General features: G+C 72.9%; 18 protein-coding genes and 1 pseudogene. 6 read left to right on the plus strand and 13 right to left on the minus strand.

What is annotated here, in order from left to right:
• Positions 1 to 29 precede the first annotated feature (29 nt).
• Positions 30 to 437, plus strand: a complete 408-nt coding sequence (locus WJM95_RS20285; RefSeq protein WP_339131104.1) for a hypothetical protein — start codon at positions 30 to 32, stop codon at positions 435 to 437.
• A gap of 145 nt (positions 438 to 582) precedes the next feature.
• Here WJM95_RS20285 and WJM95_RS20290 read toward each other — a convergent pair whose 3' ends face one another.
• The 4 genes from WJM95_RS20290 to WJM95_RS20305 form a co-directional block, all read right to left on the minus strand.
• Positions 583 to 1,488: an aldehyde dehydrogenase family protein gene (locus WJM95_RS20290; RefSeq protein ID WP_339131105.1), complete on the minus strand. Its 906-nt coding sequence runs from the start codon at positions 1,486 to 1,488 to the stop codon at positions 583 to 585.
• Positions 1,489 to 2,946, minus strand: coding sequence for an aldehyde dehydrogenase family protein (locus WJM95_RS20295; protein ID WP_339131106.1), 1,458 nt, complete (start codon positions 2,944 to 2,946; stop codon positions 1,489 to 1,491).
• 6 nt (positions 2,947 to 2,952) lie between these two features.
• The gene (deoC, locus tag WJM95_RS20300; RefSeq protein WP_339135711.1) at positions 2,953 to 3,900 is read right to left on the minus strand and encodes a deoxyribose-phosphate aldolase; all 948 of its coding nucleotides are present in this window, start codon (positions 3,898 to 3,900) and stop codon (positions 2,953 to 2,955) included.
• A gap of 320 nt (positions 3,901 to 4,220) precedes the next feature.
• The gene (locus WJM95_RS20305) at positions 4,221 to 5,084 is read right to left on the minus strand and encodes a class I SAM-dependent methyltransferase (RefSeq protein ID WP_339131107.1); all 864 of its coding nucleotides are present in this window, start codon (positions 5,082 to 5,084) and stop codon (positions 4,221 to 4,223) included.
• Positions 5,085 to 5,262: 178 nt separating this feature from the next.
• On the opposite strand from WJM95_RS20305, the gene WJM95_RS20310 reads away from it, so the two are divergent.
• Both WJM95_RS20310 and WJM95_RS20315 read left to right on the plus strand, forming a co-directional pair.
• Entirely contained in the window at positions 5,263 to 5,937 is a 675-nt protein-coding gene (locus WJM95_RS20310; RefSeq protein WP_339131108.1) for a PH domain-containing protein, read from the plus strand.
• A 115-nt stretch (positions 5,938 to 6,052) separates the two neighbouring features.
• Positions 6,053 to 7,750 carry a hypothetical protein gene (locus WJM95_RS20315; RefSeq protein WP_339131109.1) on the plus strand — a complete coding sequence of 566 codons (1,698 nt, stop codon included), beginning with the start codon at positions 6,053 to 6,055 and terminating at the stop codon, positions 7,748 to 7,750.
• A 37-nt stretch (positions 7,751 to 7,787) separates the two neighbouring features.
• On the opposite strand, the gene WJM95_RS20320 is transcribed toward WJM95_RS20315, so the two are convergent.
• The 4 genes from WJM95_RS20320 to WJM95_RS20335 all read right to left on the minus strand — a co-directional run bounded on the left by WJM95_RS20320 (position 7,788) and on the right by WJM95_RS20335 (position 12,369).
• Positions 7,788 to 8,894 carry a hypothetical protein gene (locus WJM95_RS20320; RefSeq protein WP_339135713.1) on the minus strand — a complete coding sequence of 369 codons (1,107 nt, stop codon included), beginning with the start codon at positions 8,892 to 8,894 and terminating at the stop codon, positions 7,788 to 7,790.
• Positions 8,895 to 9,203: 309 nt separating this feature from the next.
• Entirely contained in the window at positions 9,204 to 10,835 is a 1,632-nt protein-coding gene (locus WJM95_RS20325; protein ID WP_339131110.1) for a phospho-sugar mutase, read from the minus strand.
• A gap of 85 nt (positions 10,836 to 10,920) precedes the next feature.
• A complete protein-coding gene (locus WJM95_RS20330; protein WP_339131111.1) occupies positions 10,921 to 11,745 on the minus strand; it encodes a purine-nucleoside phosphorylase in 825 nt (274 codons plus the stop codon).
• Positions 11,746 to 11,931: 186 nt separating this feature from the next.
• Positions 11,932 to 12,369 carry a gamma-glutamylcyclotransferase gene (locus tag WJM95_RS20335; RefSeq protein ID WP_266762095.1) on the minus strand — a complete coding sequence of 146 codons (438 nt, stop codon included), beginning with the start codon at positions 12,367 to 12,369 and terminating at the stop codon, positions 11,932 to 11,934.
• Between the two features lie 107 nt (positions 12,370 to 12,476).
• Here WJM95_RS20335 and WJM95_RS20340 point away from each other — a divergent pair, with 107 nt between their 5' ends.
• Both WJM95_RS20340 and WJM95_RS20345 read left to right on the plus strand, forming a co-directional pair.
• Complete coding sequence (locus tag WJM95_RS20340; RefSeq protein ID WP_339131112.1) at positions 12,477 to 13,925, plus strand: NAD(P)H-quinone dehydrogenase; 1,449 nt, start codon at positions 12,477 to 12,479, stop codon at positions 13,923 to 13,925.
• 167 nt (positions 13,926 to 14,092) lie between these two features.
• Positions 14,093 to 15,061: a DeoR/GlpR family DNA-binding transcription regulator gene (locus WJM95_RS20345; RefSeq protein WP_339131113.1), complete on the plus strand. Its 969-nt coding sequence runs from the start codon at positions 14,093 to 14,095 to the stop codon at positions 15,059 to 15,061.
• A gap of 170 nt (positions 15,062 to 15,231) precedes the next feature.
• Here WJM95_RS20345 and WJM95_RS20350 read toward each other — a convergent pair whose 3' ends face one another.
• Positions 15,232 to 15,849, minus strand: a complete 618-nt coding sequence (locus WJM95_RS20350) for a helix-turn-helix domain-containing protein (protein ID WP_339131114.1) — start codon at positions 15,847 to 15,849, stop codon at positions 15,232 to 15,234.
• Positions 15,850 to 16,118: 269 nt separating this feature from the next.
• The gene (locus WJM95_RS20355) at positions 16,119 to 17,891 is read right to left on the minus strand and encodes a biotin carboxylase N-terminal domain-containing protein (protein ID WP_339131115.1); all 1,773 of its coding nucleotides are present in this window, start codon (positions 17,889 to 17,891) and stop codon (positions 16,119 to 16,121) included.
• A 353-nt stretch (positions 17,892 to 18,244) separates the two neighbouring features.
• Here WJM95_RS20355 and WJM95_RS20360 point away from each other — a divergent pair.
• A pseudogene (locus tag WJM95_RS20360) lies at positions 18,245 to 18,661 on the plus strand (hypothetical protein); the annotation flags it as partial.
• Positions 18,662 to 18,930: 269 nt separating this feature from the next.
• Here the strand turns inward: WJM95_RS20360 and WJM95_RS20365 are convergent.
• From WJM95_RS20365 to WJM95_RS20375, 3 genes are all read right to left on the minus strand, one after another.
• Positions 18,931 to 19,551 carry a nucleoside triphosphate pyrophosphatase gene (locus WJM95_RS20365; protein ID WP_339131116.1) on the minus strand — a complete coding sequence of 207 codons (621 nt, stop codon included), beginning with the start codon at positions 19,549 to 19,551 and terminating at the stop codon, positions 18,931 to 18,933.
• Between the two features lie 91 nt (positions 19,552 to 19,642).
• A complete protein-coding gene (locus tag WJM95_RS20370) occupies positions 19,643 to 19,771 on the minus strand; it encodes a hypothetical protein (RefSeq protein WP_339131117.1) in 129 nt (42 codons plus the stop codon).
• A gap of 177 nt (positions 19,772 to 19,948) precedes the next feature.
• Positions 19,949 to 20,158, minus strand: a complete 210-nt coding sequence (locus WJM95_RS20375) for an acyl-CoA carboxylase epsilon subunit (protein WP_339131118.1) — start codon at positions 20,156 to 20,158, stop codon at positions 19,949 to 19,951.
• Between the last annotated feature and the right edge of the window lie 25 nt (positions 20,159 to 20,183).

The following is a 20,183-nucleotide window of genomic DNA, read 5'->3' on the forward strand; positions in this document are numbered from 1 at the left end:
GACCACCGCTAGCCGAAGAGGAAAACCTGATGGCGCGACACGCAGCCCAGCGGAACACCCTGGCCCGTACGACCGCGCGGATCGCCGTGGCGGTCGGCGTGGCCGCCGCCGGTGCGGCCGCGGCGACCCCGGCCTTCGCGGACTCGGCCCCCTCCCTGGACGCCCTGCACCGCCCGTCCGCCCCCCTCGGCAACGTCGACGCGCTGGCGGGACTGTCGGCGCTGAACGGGACCGTGGGGTACGTCACGGGTCCCGTGGAGGGACTCAAGCCCAACCCGCTGGCCGGCACCGGTGTGGACCCGCTCGACAACGGCGTGGTCACCCAGCTCGCCGACTTCAGGCCGCTGTCCTCGAAGGCGCTCACCGGGCCGGTGGCGGAGGCACAGTCGATCGGCGGGATCCCGGTGCTCGGCCAGGTGACCGGGCTCCTTCACTGAACCTCGCGCACGGCCCCGGACACGCGAGAGCCGCGCTCCCCCTGGACGGAGGGGAAGCGCGGCTCTCTCGTGCGCGGGGCCCCGGGGACACGGATCGGGGCCCCGGCGTCTCAGGGCGCCGGCGCCGCGGCGCGCGGGCCGGGACTCAGTAGGACGAGCCCCCGGCGCCCAGGGAGCCCGTCGGGTGCCAGACCGTCTTCGTCTCCAGGAAGGCCGTCAGGCGCTCGGTCCCGGGGGTCCGCGCGTAATCCACAGCCTGTGGACGGACGACGCGCTTCAGGTTGTCCGCCGCGGCGATCTCCAGCTCCTTCGCCAGCACCTCGTCGGCACCGGCCAGGTCGATCGCGTTGACGTCCTGGTGCGCGGCCAGCGGGGCCGCGATCTCCGCGGTCCGGCCGGACAGGATGTTCACGACACCGCCGGGCACGTCGGAGGTGGCCAGCACCTCACCGAGCGACAGCGCGGGGAGCGGGGCCTTCTCGCTGGCGATCACGACGACCGTGTTGCCGGTGGCGATCACCGGGGCGATCACGGACACCAGCCCGAGGAAGGACGACTCCTGCGGCGCCAGGACCGTCACCACGCCCGTCGGCTCGGGGGAGGAGAGGTTGAAGTACGGGCCCGCGACCGGGTTGCCGCCGCCCACGACCTGGGCGATCTTGTCGGTCCAGCCCGCGTACCAGACCCAGCGGTCGATCGCCGCGTCGACGACGGCCGCGGCCTTCGCCTTAGACAGACCCTCCGCGTCGGCCACCTCGCGGACGAACTGCTCCTTGCGGCCCTCCAGCATCTCGGCGACGCGGTACAGGACCTGTCCGCGGTTGTACGCCGTAGCGCCGGACCAGCCGCCGAACGCCTTGCGTGCCGCGACGACCGCGTCACGGGCGTCCTTGCGGCTCGACTGCGGGGCGTTCGCCAGCCACTTGCCCTTGGAGTCGCTCACCTCGTACACCCGGCCGCTCTCGGAACGCGGGAACTTGCCGCCCACGTACAGCTTGTAGGTCTTGAAGACGCTCAGACGCTGCTGCTCGGACTTCTCGGCTGCACTCATTTATCGCTCGCCCTCCGGGCTCGACGGGGCGAGGTACGCCTCCAGACCGTGCCGGCCGCCCTCGCGGCCGAAGCCCGACTCCTTGTACCCGCCGAACGGCGAGGTCGGGTCGAACTTGTTGAACGTGTTGGACCAGACGACACCCGCGCGCAGCTTGTTCGCCACGGCGAGGATCCGGGAGCCCTTCTCGCTCCAGATGCCCGCCGAGAGGCCGTACGGGGAGTTGTTGGCCTTGGCGACCGCCTCGTCCGGGGTGCGGAACGTGAGGACGGACAGCACGGGACCGAAGATCTCGTCGCGGGCGATGGTGTGCGCCTGGGTGACGTTCGTGAACAGCGTCGGGGCGAACCAGTAGCCGGAGGAGGGCAGTTCGCAGGCCGGGGACCAGCGATCGGCGCCCTCGGCCTCGCCCTGCTCGACCAGCGCGGTGATACGGGAGAGCTGCTCGGCGGAGTTGATCGCGCCGATGTCCGTGTTCTTGTCGAGCGGGTCGCCCAGACGCAGCGTCGACAGACGGCGCTTGAGCGAGTCGAGCAGCTCGTCGTGGATCGACTCCTGGACCAGCAGACGCGAACCCGCGCAGCAGACCTGGCCCTGGTTGAAGAAGATGCCGCTGACGATGCCCTCGACGGCCTGGTCGATCGGGGCGTCGTCGAACACGATGTTCGCGCCCTTGCCGCCCAGTTCGAGCGTGACCTTCTTGTGCGAACCCGCGACCTGCCGGGCGATCGCCTTGCCGACGGCGGTGGAGCCGGTGAAGGCCACCTTGTCCACGTCCGGGTGCTCGACGAGGGCCGCGCCCGCGTCGCCGTACCCGGGAAGGATGTTGACGACGCCCCTGGGCAGGCCCGCCTGGCGGCAGATGTCCGCGAAGAACAGCGCCGTCAGGGGCGTGGTCTCGGCGGGCTTGAGGACGACCGTGTTGCCGGTCGCGAGCGCCGGGGCGATCTTCCACGCCAGCATCAGCAGCGGGAAGTTCCACGGGATGACCTGGCCCGCGACGCCCAGCGGACGCGGGTTCGCCCCGAAGCCGGCGTGGTCGAGCTTGTCGGCCCAGCCCGCGTAGTAGAAGAAGTGCGCGGCGACCAGCGGGAGGTCGGCGTCGCGGGTCTCCTTGATCGGCTTGCCGTTGTCCAGCGTCTCCAGGACCGCCAGCTCGCGGCTGCGCTCCTGGATGATCCGCGCGATGCGGAACAGGTACTTGGCGCGCTCGGAGCCCGGCAGCGCGGACCACTTCACGAAGGCCTTGCGGGCGGCCTTCACCGCGCGGTCGACGTCCGCCTCGCCCGCCTGGGCGATCTCGGAGAGGACCTCCTCGGTGGAGGGGGAGACGGTCTTGAAGACCTTGCCCTCGGCGGCCTCGGTGAACTCACCGTCGATGAACAGGCCGTAGGAGGGGGCGATGTCGACGACGGAGCGGGACTCGGGCGCCGGTGCGTATTCGAATGCGGAAGCCATGATGGATCAGTCCACCGTCACGTAGTCGGGGCCGGAGTAGCGGCCGGTGGCCAGCTTCTGACGCTGCATCAGCAGGTCGTTCAGGAGCGAGGACGCGCCGAAGCGGAACCAGTGGTTGTCCAGCCAGTCCGCGCCCGCGGTCTCGTTCACCAGGACCAGGAACTTGACGGCGTCCTTGGTGGTGCGGATGCCGCCGGCCGGCTTCACGCCGACCTGCACGCCGGTCTGGGCGCGGAAGTCGCGGACGGCCTCCAGCATCAGCAGCGTGTTCGCCGGTGTCGCGTTCACGGCCACCTTGCCGGTGGAGGTCTTGATGAAGTCGGCCCCGGCCAGCATGCCGAGCCAGCTCGCGCGCCGGATGTTGTCGTACGTCGACAGCTCGCCGGTCTCGAAGATGACCTTCAGGCGGGCGGCGCCCGAGGCCTCCTTCACGGCGACGATCTCGTCGTACACCTTCAAGTATCTGCCCGCGAGGAACGCCCCGCGGTCGATCACCATGTCGATCTCGTCGGCGCCCGCGGCGACGGCGTCACGCACGTCGGCCAGCTTCACGTCGAGCGCGGCGCGGCCGGCCGGGAACGCGGTCGCGACCGAGGCGACCTTCACCCCGGAGCCGGCGACGGCCTCCTTCGCGACGGCCACCATGTCGGGATAGACACAGACCGCCGCCGTGGTGGGCGCCGTGCGGTCGGTCGGGTCCGGGAGGACCGCCTTGGCGCCGAGCGCCCGGACCTTGCCCGGGGTGTCCGCGCCTTCCAGCGTCGTCAGGTCGACCATCGAGATGGCCAGGTCGATGGCGTACGCCTTCGCGGTGGTCTTGATGGAACGGGTGCCGAGCGAGGCGGCGCGTGCCTCCAGGCCGACCGCGTCGACGCCGGGCAGCCCGTGGAGGAAGCGGCGCAGCGTGCTGTCGGACGCGGTTACGTCGCCGAGGGCGGGTGCAGAGGTGGGCATGGTCACCAGACGAGCATATCTACGCGCGTAGCGGCTTGTACAGTCCCGGGCCCCCGAGTGATTTTCTCCCCCACCCCAAGCCACCCCACCCCCGGCCCCCAAGCGGAGCCCCCCGGGAGCCCACCCCTGGGGCTCCGCCCCAGACCCCGCTCCTCAAACGCCGGAGGGGCTGGGAATCTCACCCGCAGCCGGAATGTGACGCGAGGGGCCGTGCCGGTACATCGATGCCCGTCGCCACCGACGCCCACTCCTCACCCAACGGCGACGGGCTGATGCACCGGCACGGCCCCGACCCCCCACCGGACCGGTGCGAACCCCGCTCACCGGCCGGAGGCCCGTGCCTCGATCTGCCAGCACGCCGCCGTGAACCGCACCTCCCCACCCCGCACGAACGACGAGAACGCCCCCCGGACCGACTCGACCACCCGGTCCCGGGTCCTCGCATCCGCCCCCCGCAGCGCGATCCCGACCGGCCCGAACCGGCTGAAGTACGGCACCAGCTCCGCCTCCGGCATCACGCACTCCGCGTCGACGGCCCGCACCCCGACCCCGGCCCACCCACCCTCCGCCAGCAGCCCCCGCACCCTCCCGGCGTCCGCCAGCGCGAACTGCCCCGGCGCGTCGGGCACCCGCTCAGGCAGGTCCGGCAGAAGCGGCGCAGCCGCCCGCTCCGCCGTCGTCATGAACGGGTTCTCCGCGATGTCGCGCCACACGACGAACCGCAGCACGGCGTCCTCCTTCGCGGCCCGCCGCAGACGGGCGAAGGCCCGCACCGGATCAGCGAAGAACATCACCCCGAACCGGGAGACGACCGCGTCGAAGGAGGCGGGCTCGAACACGTGCTCCGAGGCGTCGGCCCGGACGAAGGACGCCCGCACGCCCGCCCGCTCCGCACGGGCCCGCGCCGCCACCAGCATCGGCTCCGAGATGTCGACGCCCACGCACCGTCCCCCGGGCCCGAGCCGGCGCGCGACGGCCACCGTCGTGCCGCCGGTGCCGCACCCCACGTCGAGGACCCGTCCCCCCTGCCCGGCCGGAACGGCGTCGACGACCAGCCGCTCCAGCGGCGCGAACAGGGCGTCCACCAGATCCTGGGACTCGACCCAGGCGTTCCCGGCCGGCCCGTTCCAGCGCGCGGCCTGTCCGCCGTCCTCCGTACCGTCCACCCTGCGATTCGCTCCCATGCCGCCTCCCGTGGATTGCCCCCGTACGCCGTTCCCGCACCCCGCACACCCCGCACACCCCGTACCCGTCGTACCCCACGTACCCCTCGTGGTCCCTCAGGCCCGCCCGGGGTTTCGCGACCGAAGCGAGACCCCACCGACCTCAACCGTCCGGCACACGTCGTGCACAATCGGGACCATGAGCACCCCGGACCACCAGTCACCCCTTCCGGACGCCTCGCGACCCGAGGCCAAGGACCGGATCTACCGGTCGCCCGCCGGTATCGCGGGCGGCGTCCTCCTGCTGCTCCTCGTGGGCTGGCTCGGCGTCGACGCGCTGATCTCCGGATCCGGCCGCACCCCTTGGCTGGCGCTCGCCGGACTGATCCTCGCCGTCCCCGTGGTGACCGCCTTCACCCTGCGCCCCGCGGTCTACGCCAACGAGGACCGCCTGCGCGTCCGCAACCCCCTCCGCGTGATCGTGCTCCCCTGGGGCAAGGTCGCCTCGCTGCGCTCGCACTACTCCAACGAGGTGATCGACACCTCGGGCACGAAGTACCAGCTCTGGGCGGTGCCCGTGTCGCTGCGCGCCCGCAAGAAGGCGGCCAGGCAGCCGGTGGAGGGCAGGTCCGGCCGCGGAGGCGGCCGTCCGTCGCCCCTGGGCCTCTCGTCCGCGTTCGGCCGGGGCGCCGTCACCGACGCCCCGACCCGCCCCGAGACCGACCGGATCATGGACGACCTGCGTGAGCTGGCCGAGACCCGTGCCACCGCCGAGGGCGCGCAGGGCGAGGTCACGGTCCGCTGGGCCTACGAGGTCATCGGCCCCGCGCTCGCCGGCCTCGTCGTCCTGGCCATCCTGCTGGCGACGGGCTGACGCGTCCCTTCGCGGGGCCCCGCCCCGCCTCGGCCGCGACCACCGTTCCCCCACCCGGAGACGAAGCCGAGGGCCTTCCGTACGACCGCCCCCCGGCCTGAGTCCCTGGGAAACGATGAACACCGAGGTCCGGCGGACCCTGCCCGCCACCGCGATACCCGACGGCTGCCTGCCCTGGAGCACGGAGCAGACCCAACGCTGGACGCGGGTGCTGCCACCCGGCTGGACGTCCGTGCAACGGCTCGGGCTGCGGAACCTGAAGCTGGCGCTGCTCACGGGCGTGCTGGCCGCGGTGGGACTGGTCTCGGCCGGACTGCCGCCGTACCTCGCGGCCGCGGCCGGGCTCCATCTCGTATGGGTGCCGCTGCGGCCCGAGATCGTATGGGTGTCGGCGCCGGCCCTGGCCCTGACGGTCCTGGCCGTGCACCCCGCGCCGGTCCTCCCCGTGATCGCCGGCGCGCTCCTGCTGAGCGCGACCGCCCTGGCGGTCTCCGGCCTGCGGCTGCGGGCCCGCACCCGGCAGCGGGACGCGGCACTGGCCGCCGCCGCAGGTGTGACGGCACCCCTGCCGGACGCGGGCGGGCCGGTCGGGCGCGGCCGGTTCCTCTCCGGGCTCGGGACCTTCCTGATTCTCGCGGGCGTCCCGCTGGCCGCGACCGCCGGCCTGTGGGGCTCATCGGACGGCCGCCGGGTGGTGGTCGGCTGCGGCTGCTTCGTGGCCGGGCTCGGCGTCACCGCGCTGATCTCCGGATTGCTGGGCGGACGGCGGGCCGCCGCGCTGGGTTCCGCGCCCGCGCCCGTCCTGCGCGTCCTGACCCGCGCGACCCGGCACGGCGACGCGAGGGTCTTCGCCGCGGACGACGTGGCGGGCCTGCGACCGTTGTTCACCGTCGGCGTGGTCCCTCCGGACCACAAGGGGGACTACGACGCCGACGACGTGGCGGACGGCACGGTGGACCTCGTGGCGGACGTGGCGGACATCGCAGGACCGGCGGAGACGAACCCGCTCCACGACGACGAGCCGGGACCGCTGCGGGAGGCCGTCCTGTACGGGGCCCCGTACGACGGCGCCGAGGTCGTGCTCGTCAGCGCCGCGGCCGAGCCCGGCGGGCCGCTCGTGACGGAACGCTCGTCCGGGCCCGTACGCCCGGTGCCGGAGAGCACCGTGCGGCGACGGCTCAAACAGGCGAAGCGGGCGGCGGCCCGCAGGGCGGCGGAGGACGAACAGCACCTCGGCCTGGTGGCGGCAGCCCGCCTGATGACGACCGTGCCGGTGCGCCGCTGGCGCGCGGGCCCGGTGGACAGGCTGGCCGGGCTCCTGGTGGTCGTGTCCGGCGCTTCGATGTACTGGGCGATCAGCGACGGGGTCTCCGGCCTCTGGCAGGGAACCGTCGCCGCCCTCACCGGCCTGTACGCCGCGTTCCGTGTCCCCGTGAAGCTGCGCTGGCGGATCACCGCCGACCGGACCGGGCTCTGGCTGAACGGCCTGCGCGGGACCACCCACGTCCCGTGGGACGACCTCCGCTCGGCCCGCCGGGAGGCCCTGGAGTTGAAGCTGCGCTGGAGCCACGGCGGGGCCTGGACGGTCTCCGCGCCCCGCTGGGCCTGGCTCCAGCGCCGGCGCGGCGTGCCCCACCCGTACGACGCCCTGGCCGCCGAGGTGACCGCCATGCTCGGCGACCGCGCCCTGCGCCCCACGGGCGACAGCGAGGAGAAGGAGCGGGGGCGGCCGCTGTGGCCGCTTGCCGTGCCGTTCGTCCTGGCGTGGCTGACGGCGCTGCTGGCCGCCGTGGTGGGGCTCCCGGACTGGTGAGCCCCTTCGGGGGGCCGGAGAGGCCGCGGAGGGGTCCCTAGGGCGCGCTCGGCCACACCAGGACCATGTACGCCCCGCAGTAGGCCGATCCCAGTACCGCGGCGGTGAGGAACAGGGCCCGGAAGCGGGGCGAGGCCCGGGTCAGGTGGAGGGCGACCGGGAGCAGCAGCGGGAAGCCGGGCAGCAGGAAGCGGGCCCGGGGGAAGTAGACGCCGCCGCTGCCGAGGACGATCAGCAGCAGGACCCCGGTGAACACGAGCAGGGGCAGCGGCTGGCGGTCCCAGGCCGAGAGCGCGTACAGCGCCACCGACGCCAGCAGGGTCACGGTCACCATGATCAGGAACAGTTCCGGCGACGAGTTCTGCGCCAGGACCTCCCGCAGCCGGCGCACGGTCTCCGCGCCGCCGTCCCACTCGTTGTGCCACAGCCGCTGCACGGCGAAGTAGCCGTCCCAGCGGCCCAGCCTGAGGCCCACCCAGCCGACGTACGCGAGCCAGCCCGCCGGTGCCAGGACGGCCGCCGCCAGGGCGCGGACGGTGAAGCCCCGGCGCAGCGACAGCAGGGCCGTCACGGCGACCGCGGCGGCCACCGCGACACCGGTGGGCCGGGTCAGCCCGGCGAGCGAGGCCAGCGAGGCGGCCCACAGCAGCCGGCCGGTGAGGACCGCGTACAGCGCCCACGCGGCGAACGCCGTGAACAGCGACTCCGTGTAGCCCATCCACTGGACCAGGCCGACCGGCAGGGCCGCCCACAGCACGGTCAGCAGGACGCCCACGCGGCGGCCGTGCAGATGGCTGCCCACCGCGTGCACGCCCCACGCGGCGAGGAACGAGCACACGACGGCGATCGCCAGCCCGGTCGAGGCGCGCGAGCCGGGGGTCAGGGCGGCGACCGCCTTCACCAGGACCGGGTAGAGCGGGAAGAAGGCCAGGCTGTTCGCGTCGAAGGCGGTGCCCAGGTGACGGGCGTAGCCGTGGTCGGCGATGCCGAGGTACCAGACCGCGTCCCACTGCGACGCCAGGACCGGCCAGACGCCGTGATGTCTGCGGTGGGCCCAGACGGTGAGCGTGAGCAGCCCGGTGAGGCGGACGGCCGCGTAGGCGAGGAGGGCGGGGGCCGCGTGCCGCAGACGGGCGCGGACCACGGCGAGGAGACCGGCCGCGCCGGGCGCGCGCCGGGCGGCCGGGACACCCGGAACGCTCCCGCCCGGGGCGCTGCGGGGAGGGGCGGACGTCGGCCGGGAATCGGTCGAGGGCACGCGGCGGCTCCTGGGACTCGATGGTGCGCTGCCGGTAACCGTTCCTCGGTCGTCCGGTGGCGCACGGGAGCGCTGCGTCAACTGCCGTGCGGAAATCACCCGTAAGAAGGGTGGGTGTTCATGCCAGGGCCCCGGTGGGAGGCGGCGCGCGGCCGCTTCCCACCGGGGCCCTGGAGCGGACTCGAAGAGCCGCGGTCAGATGCCGGCCGCGGCCGACAGGTCCCGCTTGATCGCCGTCAGCAGCCCGGCCGCCTCGGCGTGGGCCGCCGGGAGGGCGTCGTGGCCGCCGACGGGCACCACGACCTCCAGGTAGCACTTCAGCTTGGGCTCGGTGCCGCTCGGGCGGACGATGACCCGGGCACCGTCCAGCGTGTAGCGCAGGCCGTCCGTGGGCGGCAGGCGGTCCGTCCCCCGGGTCAGGTCCTCGGCCTTCGTGATGGCGAGGCCCGCGAGCTCCGTGGGCGGCTGCTCGCGCAGCCGGCGCATGGCGTCCGCGATGACCGAGAGGTCCTCCACCCGCACCGAGAGCTGGTCGGTGGCGTGCAGTCCGTAGGCGACGGCGATGTCGTCGAGGAGATCCAGCAGGGTCCGGCCCCGCTCCTTGAGCTCCGAGGCCAGCTCGGTGATCAGGAGGGCGGCGGTGATGCCGTCCTTGTCGCGTACGCCGTCGGGGTCGACGCAGTAGCCGAGCGCCTCCTCGTACCCGAACCGCAGTCCCTCGACGCGGGCGATCCACTTGAAGCCGGTGAGCGTCTCCTCGTACGGCAGACCCGCGCCCTCGGCGATCCGGCCGAGCAGCGAGGAGGAGACGATCGACTCGGCGAAGACGCCCCGCGCGCCGCGTCGCACCAGGTGCTCGGCGAGCAGCGCGCCGACCTCGTCGCCGCGCAGCATGCGCCAGTCGGCGCCGGCCCTCACGGCCACGGCGCACCGGTCGGCGTCCGGGTCGTTGGCGATGATCAGGTCGGGTTCCGCCGCGCGGGCCGTCGCGAAGGCGAGGTCCATCGCCCCGGGCTCCTCCGGGTTGGGGAAGGCCACGGTCGGGAAGTCCGGGTCGGGCTCGGCCTGCTCGGCGACGAGCACCGGCTCGGGGAAGCCGGCCCGCGCGAAGGCGGCGAGCAGCACGTCCTTGCCGACGCCGTGCATGGCCGTGTACACCGTGCGGGCGGTGCGCGGCGAGCCCTCGGCGAGGACGGCGTCCGTACGGGCCAGGTAGGCGTCCAGGACGCTCTCGTCGAGGGTCTCCCAGCCGGAGTCCGGGCGGGGTACGTCGGCGAGCGCGCGGACCGCGTCGATCTCGGCGGCGATCTCCGCGTCGGCCGGCGGGACGATCTGCGAACCGTCGCCGAGGTACACCTTGTAGCCGTTGTCCCGGGGCGGGTTGTGGCTCGCGGTGACCTCCACGCCCGCGACCGCGCCGAGATGCCGTATGGCGTAGGCGAGGACGGGGGTGGGCAGCGGCCGGGGCAGGACGGCGGCGCGCAGGCCGGCGCCCGTCATCACGGCCGCCGTGTCGCGGGCGAAGTCGGCGGACTTGTGGCGGGCGTCGTAGCCGATCACCACGAGGCCGCCGGTCTGCCCCTTGGACTTGAGGTACGCGGCGAGTCCGGCCGCGGCGCGGATGACCACGGATCGGTTCATCCGCATCGGCCCCGCGCCGAGCTCACCGCGCAGACCCGCGGTGCCGAACTGGAGCGTGCCGCTGAAACGGGCGGTCAGCTCCGTGACGTCCTCGGCCTCGACGAGCTTGGCGAGTTCGTCACGGGTCTCCGCGTCGGGGTCCTCGGCCAGCCACGCCTTGGCCCGCGCGATGAGTTCGTCCTGCACCTGGGGTGCACCTCTCTCTTCGGTCGTACGGTTCCGTGTGCCCGGGTCGTCGCGCCCCCGGCGCCGGGGGCGGACTCGCCGTCGCCTACAGACGATCCAGCACCTGGGTCAGAAGTTCCCCCATGCGCGCGGCCGAGTCGCGGCCGGCCTGGAGGACTTCCTCGTGATTGAGGGGCTCGCCCGTCATACCGGCGGCGAGGTTGGTGACCAGGGAGATGCCGAGCACCTCGGCGCCCGCCTCGCGCGCGGCGATGGCTTCGAGGGTCGTCGACATGCCCACGAGGTCGGCGCCGATGACACGGGCCATCCGGATCTCGGCGGGCGTCTCGTAGTGCGGGCCGGGGAACTGGGCGTAGACACCCTCCTCCAGGGAGGGGTCGACCTCCTTGCACAGCGCGCGCAGCCGCGGCGAGTACAGGTCGGTGAGGTCCACGAAGTTCGCGCCGACGATCGGCGAGGTGGCCGTCAGGTTGATGTGGTCGCTGATCAGCACGGGCTGACCGGGGCGCATGCCCTCGCGCAGACCGCCGCAGCCGTTGGTGAGCACGATGGTCTTGCAGCCGGCGGCGACGGCGGTACGGACCCCGTGCGCGACGGCGGCGACACCACGGCCCTCGTAGTAGTGGGTGCGGCCGAGGAAGACCAGGGCGCGCTTGTCGCCGATGCGGTACGAGCGGATCGTGCCGCCGTGGCCCTCGACCGCCGGCGGCGGGAAGCCGGGCAGCTCGGTGACCGGGAACTCGGCCTCGGGGGTGCCGAGGGCGTCCACGGCGGGGGCCCAGCCGGAGCCCATCACGAGAGCGACGTCGTGGGTCTCGGCGCCGGTGAGCTCGCGCAGGCGCGTGGCGGCGGCGTCGGCGGCGGCGTGGGGGTCGCCCTGGATGTCGTCCGGAAGAAGAGATGCGTTCACGCGCAAGAGCGTAGCCGGTCTGGGCCTACGCGCGTAGATGACGGAGCTCACGGTCTTGCGATCGTTGTCTTGTCGTTTCCGACGAACGGGTGCGGGGCGAGGGCGTCGACAGGGCGCCCTCGCGACGGAGCGGGACCGGGCGGGCGAGTGGGGAGAACCGCCGGGGCGCGGCGGCGTGGGCGCGGCTCAGCAGGGGCGTTTGCGGAGCTCCATGACGTAGTCGTGGGGTGCTCCCGCCGACTCGGCGGCATCCGCCAGCTCGCCCAGATAACGCGCCGAGGGCAGTCCCCCCTCGTACCCGTTCAGTACGTAGACCCACGCCGGCTCCTCACCCTCCAGGGTGTGCACCCGTACACGCATCCGGCGGTAGACGTCGAGGCCGACGCCCTCCCAGCGGTCCATGGAGTCCTCGTCCAGCGGCGCGATGTCGTACAGCGCCACGAAGACCTGGGACCGCGGCGCCTCGACGATGGTCGCGAGCGCCCCCTCCCAGCCCATGTGCTCGCCGCCGAAGGTCAGCCGCCAGCCGTTCAGCCAGCCCGTGGCGCGCAGCGGCGAATGCGGGGCGCGGCGCGTCATGAGCCGCGGGTCGAGATTGCCGGCGTACGCGGCGTAGAGCGACATGGGGTCGAGGGTACGGCAGCGGCCCGCACGCCTCTCGCGTAACAAAGTGGCTCGGATGCACCCGTCCCGGGGCCCCTGGGCGGAAGCACCTTGAAGCGTGCGGGACAATGGAGTACGTGACTCGGATCGTGATCATCGGTGGCGGACCCGGCGGATATGAAGCGGCCCTGGTGGCCGCGCAGCTCGGCGCGGAGGTGACCGTCGTCGACTGCGACGGTCTGGGCGGGGCGTCGGTGCTCACCGACTGCGTGCCGTCGAAGACTCTCATCGCCACGGCCGAGGTGATGACGACGTTCGACTCCTCCTACGAGGAGCTGGGGATCATCGTCGCCGACGACACCCCTCCGCTGGAGCAGGCGGCCAGGGTGGTGGGCGTCGACCTCGGCAAGGTCAACCGCCGGGTGAAGCGCCTCGCGCTCGCCCAGTCGCACGACATCACGGCCTCGGTGACCCGCGCCGGCGCCCGCGTCCTGCGCGGACGCGGACGGCTCGAGGGCATGCAGTCCCTGGACGGCTCCCGCAAGGTCGTCGTGAGCGCCGCGGACGGCACGGAGGAGACCCTCACCGCCGACGCCGTGCTCATCGCCACCGGCGGACACCCGCGCGAGCTGCCCGACGCGCAGCCCGACGGCGAGCGCATCCTGAACTGGACCCAGGTCTACGACCTCGACGAGCTCCCCGAGGAGCTCATCGTGGTCGGCTCCGGTGTCACCGGCGCCGAGTTCGCCGGTGCCTACCAGGCGTTGGGCTCCCGCGTCACCCTCGTCTCCAGCCGTGACCGCGTGCTGCCGGGCGAGGACCCGGACGCCGCCGCCGTCCTGGAGGACGTCTTCCGCCGCCGCGGGATGAACGTCATGGCCCGCTCCCGCGCCGAGTCGGCCAAGCGCGTCGGCGACCGCGTCGAGGTCACGCTCTCCGACGGCCGGGTCATCAGCGGCACGCACTGCCTGATGGCCGTCGGCGCCATCCCGAACAGCAGCGGGATGGGCCTGGAGGAGGCCGGCGTCAAGGTCCGCGACTCCGGGCACATCTGGACCGACAAGGTCTCGCGCACGACCGCCCCGGGCGTGTACGCGGCCGGTGACGTGACCGGCGTCTTCGCCCTCGCGTCCGTCGCCGCCATGCAGGGCCGCATCGCCATGTACCACTTCCTCGGCGACGCCGTGGCCCCGCTGAACCTGAAGACGGTCTCCTCGAACGTCTTCACCGACCCCGAGATCGCCACCGTCGGCTACAGCCAGGCGGACGTCGACGGGGGCAAGATCGACGCCCGGGTCGTGAAGCTGCCGCTGCTGCGCAACCCGCGCGCCAAGATGCAGGGCATCCGCGACGGCTTCGTCAAGATCTTCTGCCGTCCCGGCACCGGCATCGTGGTCGGCGGCGTGGTCGTCTCCCCGCGCGCCTCGGAGCTGATCCACCCCATCTCGATCGCGGTCGACAACAATCTGACGGTCGAACAGATCGCGAACGCGTTCACCGTGTACCCGTCCCTGTCCGGCTCGATCGCCGAGGTGGCCCGGCAGCTGCACACACGGAAGATCACGGGCGAGGGCTGACCCCTTCCGGCGACTCCCCGCCGGTCAGGGGGAGTTGGTGACGCCGAACACGGCAGGGGCGGTGCGAGTGGGCACGTATACCACTGAGCACCCCACCATGCGAACAACTTCTGTTATTCGGCGCAAACTGCTGAAAGCAGACGGTCGTTGGGGTTACTGTCAGTTTCGTGTTCGCTGCAGAACGTCGCCAATTGATCCTCGAAATGGTGCGAGCGAACGGGGCCGTGTCGCTCCGTGAGCTCGCCCGCGTCGTCCAGACCTCCGAAGTGACCGTACGGCGGGACGTGCGCGCGCTGGAGGCAGAAGGACTCCTCGACCGCCGGCACGGCGGTGCGGTACTGCCGGGCGGGTTCACGCGCGAGTCCGGCTTCCCGCAGAAATCGCATCTCGCGACCGCCGAGAAGACGGCCATCGCCGATCTCGCCGCGGGTCTCGTCGAAGAGGGCGAGGCCATCGTGGTGGGGGCGGGTACCACCACGCAGGAGCTGGCCCGCCGGCTCGCGCGGGTGCCCGGTCTGACCGTCGTCACCAACTCCCTGCTGGTGGCCCAGGCGTTGGCCCATGCCAACCGCGTGGAGGTCGTGATGACCGGCGGCACCCTGCGCGGTTCCAACTACGCCCTGGTCGGCTCGGGTGCGGAGCAGTCCCTGCAAGGGCTGCGCGTGTCCCGGGCGTTCCTCTCCGGGAGCGGTCTGACCGCCGAGCGCGGACTCTCCACGTCCAACATGCTCTCGGCTTCCGTGGACCGCGCCCTCGTCCAGGCGGCCGCCGAGGTCGTGGTCCTCGCCGACCACACCAAGCTCGGGACGGACACCATGTTCCAGACGGTGCCCACCGACCTCATCACCCGTCTGGTCACGGACGAGCCGCCCGCCCACGACGACCGCGCGGCCACCGAACTCCAGGCCCTGGCCGATCAGGGCGTGCAGATCGCGGTGGCCGGGTCATCGGCCTCGGGCGGCGCGGGAGGTGATCCGCTCCCGGCGGGGCGCCAGCCGCGCCGGGACGTACCCCTCCCGGGCCCGCGCCGCGGCCAGGTGGTCCCGGGCTCGGGACCGCAACTACGCAGCGCGGCGGTCATGGGGGACCAGCCCCCGGCCGAAAGAGCGCGCGTGGCCGATCTTCGACGTCGCTGAGAGGCGTCGGGACGGTGAGGCGGACGGCCGAACCCTTCGGCCGGCCGACCGGACCGGCCCGCGGGCCGGCACGGTGAACCAGGCCGGTTCACGGTCGCACACCACCGCGGGCGGGGCGGTCCGAGCTCCCGGGCGCAGGCCGGGCCCTGCGGTTCGGGCCGGAGGCCGGTTCACGGCTTCAGGCCGCGCAGTGTCAGGTTCAGCAGGCGGTCGGCCAGCGCGGGGTCGTCCGCGGTTTCCTCCGCCGCCAGCGCGATCGCGTTGGTCAGCTGGAGGAGATCACCGATCGAGACGTCGGGGCGCACGGCCCCCGACTCCTGGGCGCGGAGCAGCAGGGCGCTGCCCGCCTCACGCATCGGGCCGCTGCACCGGGCGAGGTGGGAACCCTCGTCCCGCGAGGCCGACATGAGGGCACGGGCGAGTCCCCGGTACTCACCCGCGTGCGTGATGATCTCGCGCAGCCACCGCACCAGGGCGGTGCACGGCTCCGGCGCGTCGAGCAACTCGCGCGAGCGGGCCAGCAGATCGCTCACGGCCTCTTCGAAGACCGCGCTCATCAGGGCGTGCCGATTCGGGAAGTGCCGGTACAGCGTGCCGATGCCGACGCCCGCGCGCCGGGCCACGTCCTCCAGGGACGTGTCCGTGCCGTGCTCGGCGAACGCGGAGCGCGCCTCGTCCAGCAGCCGTCCGTGGTTGCGCCGGGCGTCCGCGCGCATCACGCGCGGCGCTCCCGGACCCCGGGCGGGCTCCGACGTCCCGGCCCACTCCTTCGCGGTCGCGCCCGCCATGGCTTCCACCTGCCCTCTCCCGCCGCCCGGCTGCGCTCCAGGATGCCACCGGCGGCGCCTCGCCGGACGCCCGCGGGCTCCGCGCCGGACGGCTCGAAGCATCATGGGCGGTTGCGCGGGCGGGGAACCGGGCGCCGTCCCGCCCGGGACGCACTCCGTACGCGAAAGTGCCCGGCGGGCTCGTACACGAAAGCGCCCGGCGGGCCGCGGACGCGGTTCGCCGGGCGCTGTTGACGCGCCGTGGGACGGATGGATCACCCGTCCCGTGCTCAGTCCTTGATCTCGCAGATGGGGGCGCCCGAGGTGATGGAGGCGCCCACCTCCGCGCTCAGACCCTTGACGGTTCCGGAGCGGTGCGCGTTCAGGGGCTGTTCCATCTTCATGGCCTCCAGGACGACGATCAGATCGCCCTCCTTGACCTCCTGGCCCTCCTCGACGGCCACCTTGACGATGGTGCCCTGCATCGGGGAGGCGAGGGTGTCGCCCGAGGCGACCGGGCCGGACTTCTTCGCGGCGCGGCGCTTGGGCTTGGCGCCCGCGGCCAGACCCGTACGGGCCAGCGACATGCCCAGCGAGACGGGCAGCGAGACCTCGAGGCGCTTGCCGCCGACCTCGACGACCACCGTCTCACGGCCGGGCTCGTCGTCGGTCTCGGCGTCGGCCGGGGCGGCGAACGGCTTGATCTCGTTGACGAACTCGGTCTCGATCCAGCGGGTGTGGACCGTGAACGGGTCGGCGGAGCCGGTCAGCTCGGGGGCGAACGCCGGGTCCTCGACCACCGCGCGGTGGAAGGGGATCGCGGTCGCCATGCCCTCGACCTGGAACTCGGCCAGGGCGCGGGCGGCCCGCTGGAGGGCCTGCTCGCGGGTGGCGCCGGTGACGATCAGCTTGGCGAGCAGGGAGTCCCAGGCAGGGCCGATGACGCTGCCGGACTCGACGCCCGCGTCCAGACGGACACCGGGGCCGGTCGGCGCCGAGAAGGCCGTGACCGTGCCGGGGGCGGGCAGGAAGTTGCGGCCCGGGTCCTCGCCGTTGATGCGGAACTCGATGGAGTGGCCGCGCAGTTCGGGGTCGCCGTAGCCCAGTTCCTCGCCGTCGGCGATACGGAACATCTCGCGGACCAGGTCGATGCCGGCGACCTCCTCGGTGACCGGGTGCTCGACCTGGAGACGGGTGTTGACCTCCAGGAAGGAGATCGTGCCGTCCATGCCGACCAGGAACTCCACGGTTCCCGCGCCGACGTAGCCAGCCTCCTTCAGGATCGCCTTGGAGGACGCGTACAGCTCCGCCACCTGCGCCTCGGAGAGGAACGGGGCGGGGGCCTCCTCGACCAGCTTCTGGTGCCGGCGCTGGAGCGAGCAGTCACGGGTGGAGACGACGACCACGTTGCCGTGGCTGTCGGCCAGGCACTGGGTCTCGACGTGCCGGGGCTTGTCGAGGTAGCGCTCCACGAAGCACTCGCCGCGACCGAAGGCCGCGACCGCCTCGCGCACCGCCGAGTCGTACAGCTCCGGCACCTCTTCCAGGTTCCGGGCGACCTTCAGACCGCGCCCGCCGCCACCGAAGGCGGCCTTGATCGCGATGGGCAGGCCGTGCTGCTCGGCGAACGCGACGACCTCGTCGGCACCCGAGACCGGGTCCGGGGTGCCGGCCACCAGCGGCGCGCCCGCGCGCTGCGCGATGTGCCGGGCGGCGACCTTGTCACCGAGGTCGCGGATCGCCTGCGGCGGCGGGCCGATCCAGATCAGCCCGGCGTCGAGAACGGCCTGGGCGAAGTCCGCGTTCTCCGAAAGGAAGCCGTAACCCGGATGGATGGCATCCGCGCCCGAGTCCTTGGCGGCCTGGAGCACCTTGCCGAAGTCCAGGTAACTGGAGGCCGGAGTGTCACCGCCCAGCGCGAACGCCTCGTCCGCTGCACGGACATGCAGAGCGTCCCGGTCCGGTTCCGCATACACGGCAACGCTCGCGATCCCGGCATCCCGACATGCTCGGGCCACGCGGACAGCGATTTCGCCACGGTTGGCGATGAGCACCTTGCGCACGATGGCTCCCTCCTTGAAAACAAGCCGAGTTTAGGGACAGCCAACACGACGTTTCGAGCTGTCCCCAGTGGTGAGCTTGCCCACACGGAGCGTGATACGAGGCTCGCCCTACCCGTGAAATCCCTTGTCGTGCCAAGGCACGCGGGAATCCCTCCCTGAACCCTAGCCCTCCTGTGTGGCCAAGGTCTCTGTGACTCCGTGCTGCGGCCCACAACGATTCTTTGTCGAGTCCCTACGAATGGCCCAATGATTCTTTGCCCTTGACGGAACCCTTGTCCCTGGGTTTACCCGTTAGTAGCGTTCGGGATGTCCAGAACGTACTTGGGGTAACAGCGCGGAAGTGGGTGGGGCCGGTGGTGCGCAGACCGCTGGTGTGGGTGGCGGCGATCGTGCTCTTCGTGGAGGCGATGGGGATCGCTCTCCTCAACTGGTACCTGGGCATGGTGGTCGACCGCCAGGACATGTCGATGGCGGGACTCGACTCCGACCTGATGGCGCGGTCGTCGAAGATCGGCGGCCTGGTCTTCGGTCTCTACTTCCTGGCATGTGCCGTCGCGGCCCTGCTGGTCGCGCTCAGGCAGCGTCCCCCGGGTCTGTTCGGGCGTGTCCTGCTGATCAGCGCCGCCGTGGTGCACGCCCTGCTCGGCGCCTTCACTGTGGGCCTGGTGGGCTGGCGAGCTTTCACCTTCATGATGGTCGGGTTCGCGTTGACCGTGTTCACCCTCCTGGCGTACGACGGCCGGGAGACGGGCCCCGTCGACGCCGCGCCGGAGACCGGCGGGACGGGTGACGGCGAGGGCGACACCGCCGAGGAGGGCACCGTTCCCGGCGAGGCCGCCGGCACCCGGGGCGCGGTCCCCGGCGAGGACGGCGCCGCGGCGGGGCGTGTCGGCCTGGAGAAGGACTCCGGTCCGAAGGGCGTCGGGGCGAGCGGCGCCGAGGCCGAGGGGGCCGAGGCGACGGGCGCCGTCGAAGAGGAGGCCGCGGTCGCGGCCGCCGCCGTCTCCTGACGGCGGTCCGACCGCTCCCGCCGTGGACCTCAGGCTTCCCGGGGCGTCCACAACTCCGTGATGCCGACGCCCAGTTCGGCGAGCAGCCTGCGGACGAGCGGCAGGGAGATGCCGATCACGTTGCCGTGGTCGCCGTCGATGCCCTCGATGAACGGGGCGGACCGGCCGTCCAGGGTGAACGCCCCCGCCACGTGCAGGGGTTCACCCGTGGCGACGTACGCGGCGATCTCCGCGTCGGTCGGCTCGCCGAAGCGGACCACGGTCGAGGCGATCGCGGACTCCCACCGCTTCTGCTCCGTGTCCCAGACGCAGTGCCCGGTCTGGAGCGTGCCCGCCCGGCCGCGCATCGCCCGCCAGCGCGCGGTGGCCTCCTCGGCGTCCGCGGGCTTGCCGAGGGCCTGGCCGTCCAGGTCGAGCACGGAGTCGCAGCCGATCACCAGCGCGCCCTGTACCTCGGGCCTGGCCGCCACGACGGATGCCTTCGCCTCGGCCAGCGCGAGGGCGAGTTCGGCGGGCGTGGGCGCGGTGACGGCGTCCTCGTCGAACCCGCTCACGATCACCTCGGGGGCGAGTCCGGCCTGCCGCAGCAGATTGAGGCGGGCGGGGGACTGGGAGGCGAGGACGAGACGGCGGCGCGGCTGATCGGTCATGTGATCAGGGTATCGGCGCCGTTCGGCCCCTGCCTCGGCTGCCGTTCGCGGGGCGCGGGCGGCCGCGCTCCCGCCCCGGCGCCGGGTCCGCTCAGTGGACGCCGAGCAGGACCATCGCGACCACCATGGCCACCGCGAGGAGAACACCCAGCCGCCGCAACATGTCCTGCATGTCGCGCAGCTCATCCGGGGGTTCGTTCTCGGGGTCGGACCACAGCATGCTCCCGATCGTGCGACGGCGGGGCCGCCGGACGCCTGAGTACGCGTACTCAACTTGCGGGCATCCTGTGAAAACCGCACCGCGGCAGGACCGGCGGTGCGGTGGTCGGGGAAAGCCGGGATCCCCCGGGGACGGGGTCCACGGGGGATCGGCGGCGCCCACGTCCTGCCGGCGGGACTAGCCCGGCCAGTAGGTGCGGCCCCACGTCGCCGGGCCCGGCCGCGGGAGCCGGCGCGCGGCGATACGGGCCGGGTCGGACCAGGAGTCACGCGGCCCGGACGCGCCGGACGGGGCGGACGCCACCGCCGCGGCGCGCGCGCGGACCACCGCCAGTGCGGCGGCCAGCTCCTCCGGGGTCGGATTGCCCCGTACGACCTTGATCGTCATGTCTGCTCCCAGGATCCGGGGTCTG

It is taken from the genome of Streptomyces sp. f51 (assembly GCF_037940415.1).
Taxonomy (GTDB): Bacteria; Actinomycetota; Actinomycetes; order Streptomycetales; family Streptomycetaceae; genus Streptomyces.

Excerpts from the sequence above, each read along its gene's own strand:
- WJM95_RS20285 (WP_339131104.1), top strand. The coding sequence starts at position 30 with ATGGCGCGACACGCAGCCCAGCGGAACACCCTGGCCCGTACGACCGCG.
- WJM95_RS20290 (WP_339131105.1), bottom strand. The coding sequence starts at position 1,488 with ATGAGTGCAGCCGAGAAGTCCGAGCAGCAGCGTCTGAGCGTCTTCAAG.
- WJM95_RS20295 (WP_339131106.1), bottom strand. The coding sequence starts at position 2,946 with ATGGCTTCCGCATTCGAATACGCACCGGCGCCCGAGTCCCGCTCCGTC.
- deoC (WP_339135711.1), bottom strand. The coding sequence starts at position 3,900 with ATGCCCACCTCTGCACCCGCCCTCGGCGACGTAACCGCGTCCGACAGC.
- WJM95_RS20305 (WP_339131107.1), bottom strand. The coding sequence starts at position 5,084 with ATGGGAGCGAATCGCAGGGTGGACGGTACGGAGGACGGCGGACAGGCC.
- WJM95_RS20310 (WP_339131108.1), top strand. The coding sequence starts at position 5,263 with ATGAGCACCCCGGACCACCAGTCACCCCTTCCGGACGCCTCGCGACCC.
- WJM95_RS20315 (WP_339131109.1), top strand. The coding sequence starts at position 6,053 with ATGAACACCGAGGTCCGGCGGACCCTGCCCGCCACCGCGATACCCGAC.
- WJM95_RS20335 (WP_266762095.1), bottom strand. The coding sequence starts at position 12,369 with ATGTCGCTCTACGCCGCGTACGCCGGCAATCTCGACCCGCGGCTCATG.
- WJM95_RS20340 (WP_339131112.1), top strand. The coding sequence starts at position 12,477 with ATGGAGTACGTGACTCGGATCGTGATCATCGGTGGCGGACCCGGCGGA.
- WJM95_RS20350 (WP_339131114.1), bottom strand. The coding sequence starts at position 15,849 with ATGGCGGGCGCGACCGCGAAGGAGTGGGCCGGGACGTCGGAGCCCGCC.
- WJM95_RS20365 (WP_339131116.1), bottom strand. The coding sequence starts at position 19,551 with ATGACCGATCAGCCGCGCCGCCGTCTCGTCCTCGCCTCCCAGTCCCCC.
- WJM95_RS20370 (WP_339131117.1), bottom strand. The coding sequence starts at position 19,771 with ATGCTGTGGTCCGACCCCGAGAACGAACCCCCGGATGAGCTGCGCGAC.
- WJM95_RS20375 (WP_339131118.1), bottom strand. The coding sequence starts at position 20,158 with ATGACGATCAAGGTCGTACGGGGCAATCCGACCCCGGAGGAGCTGGCC.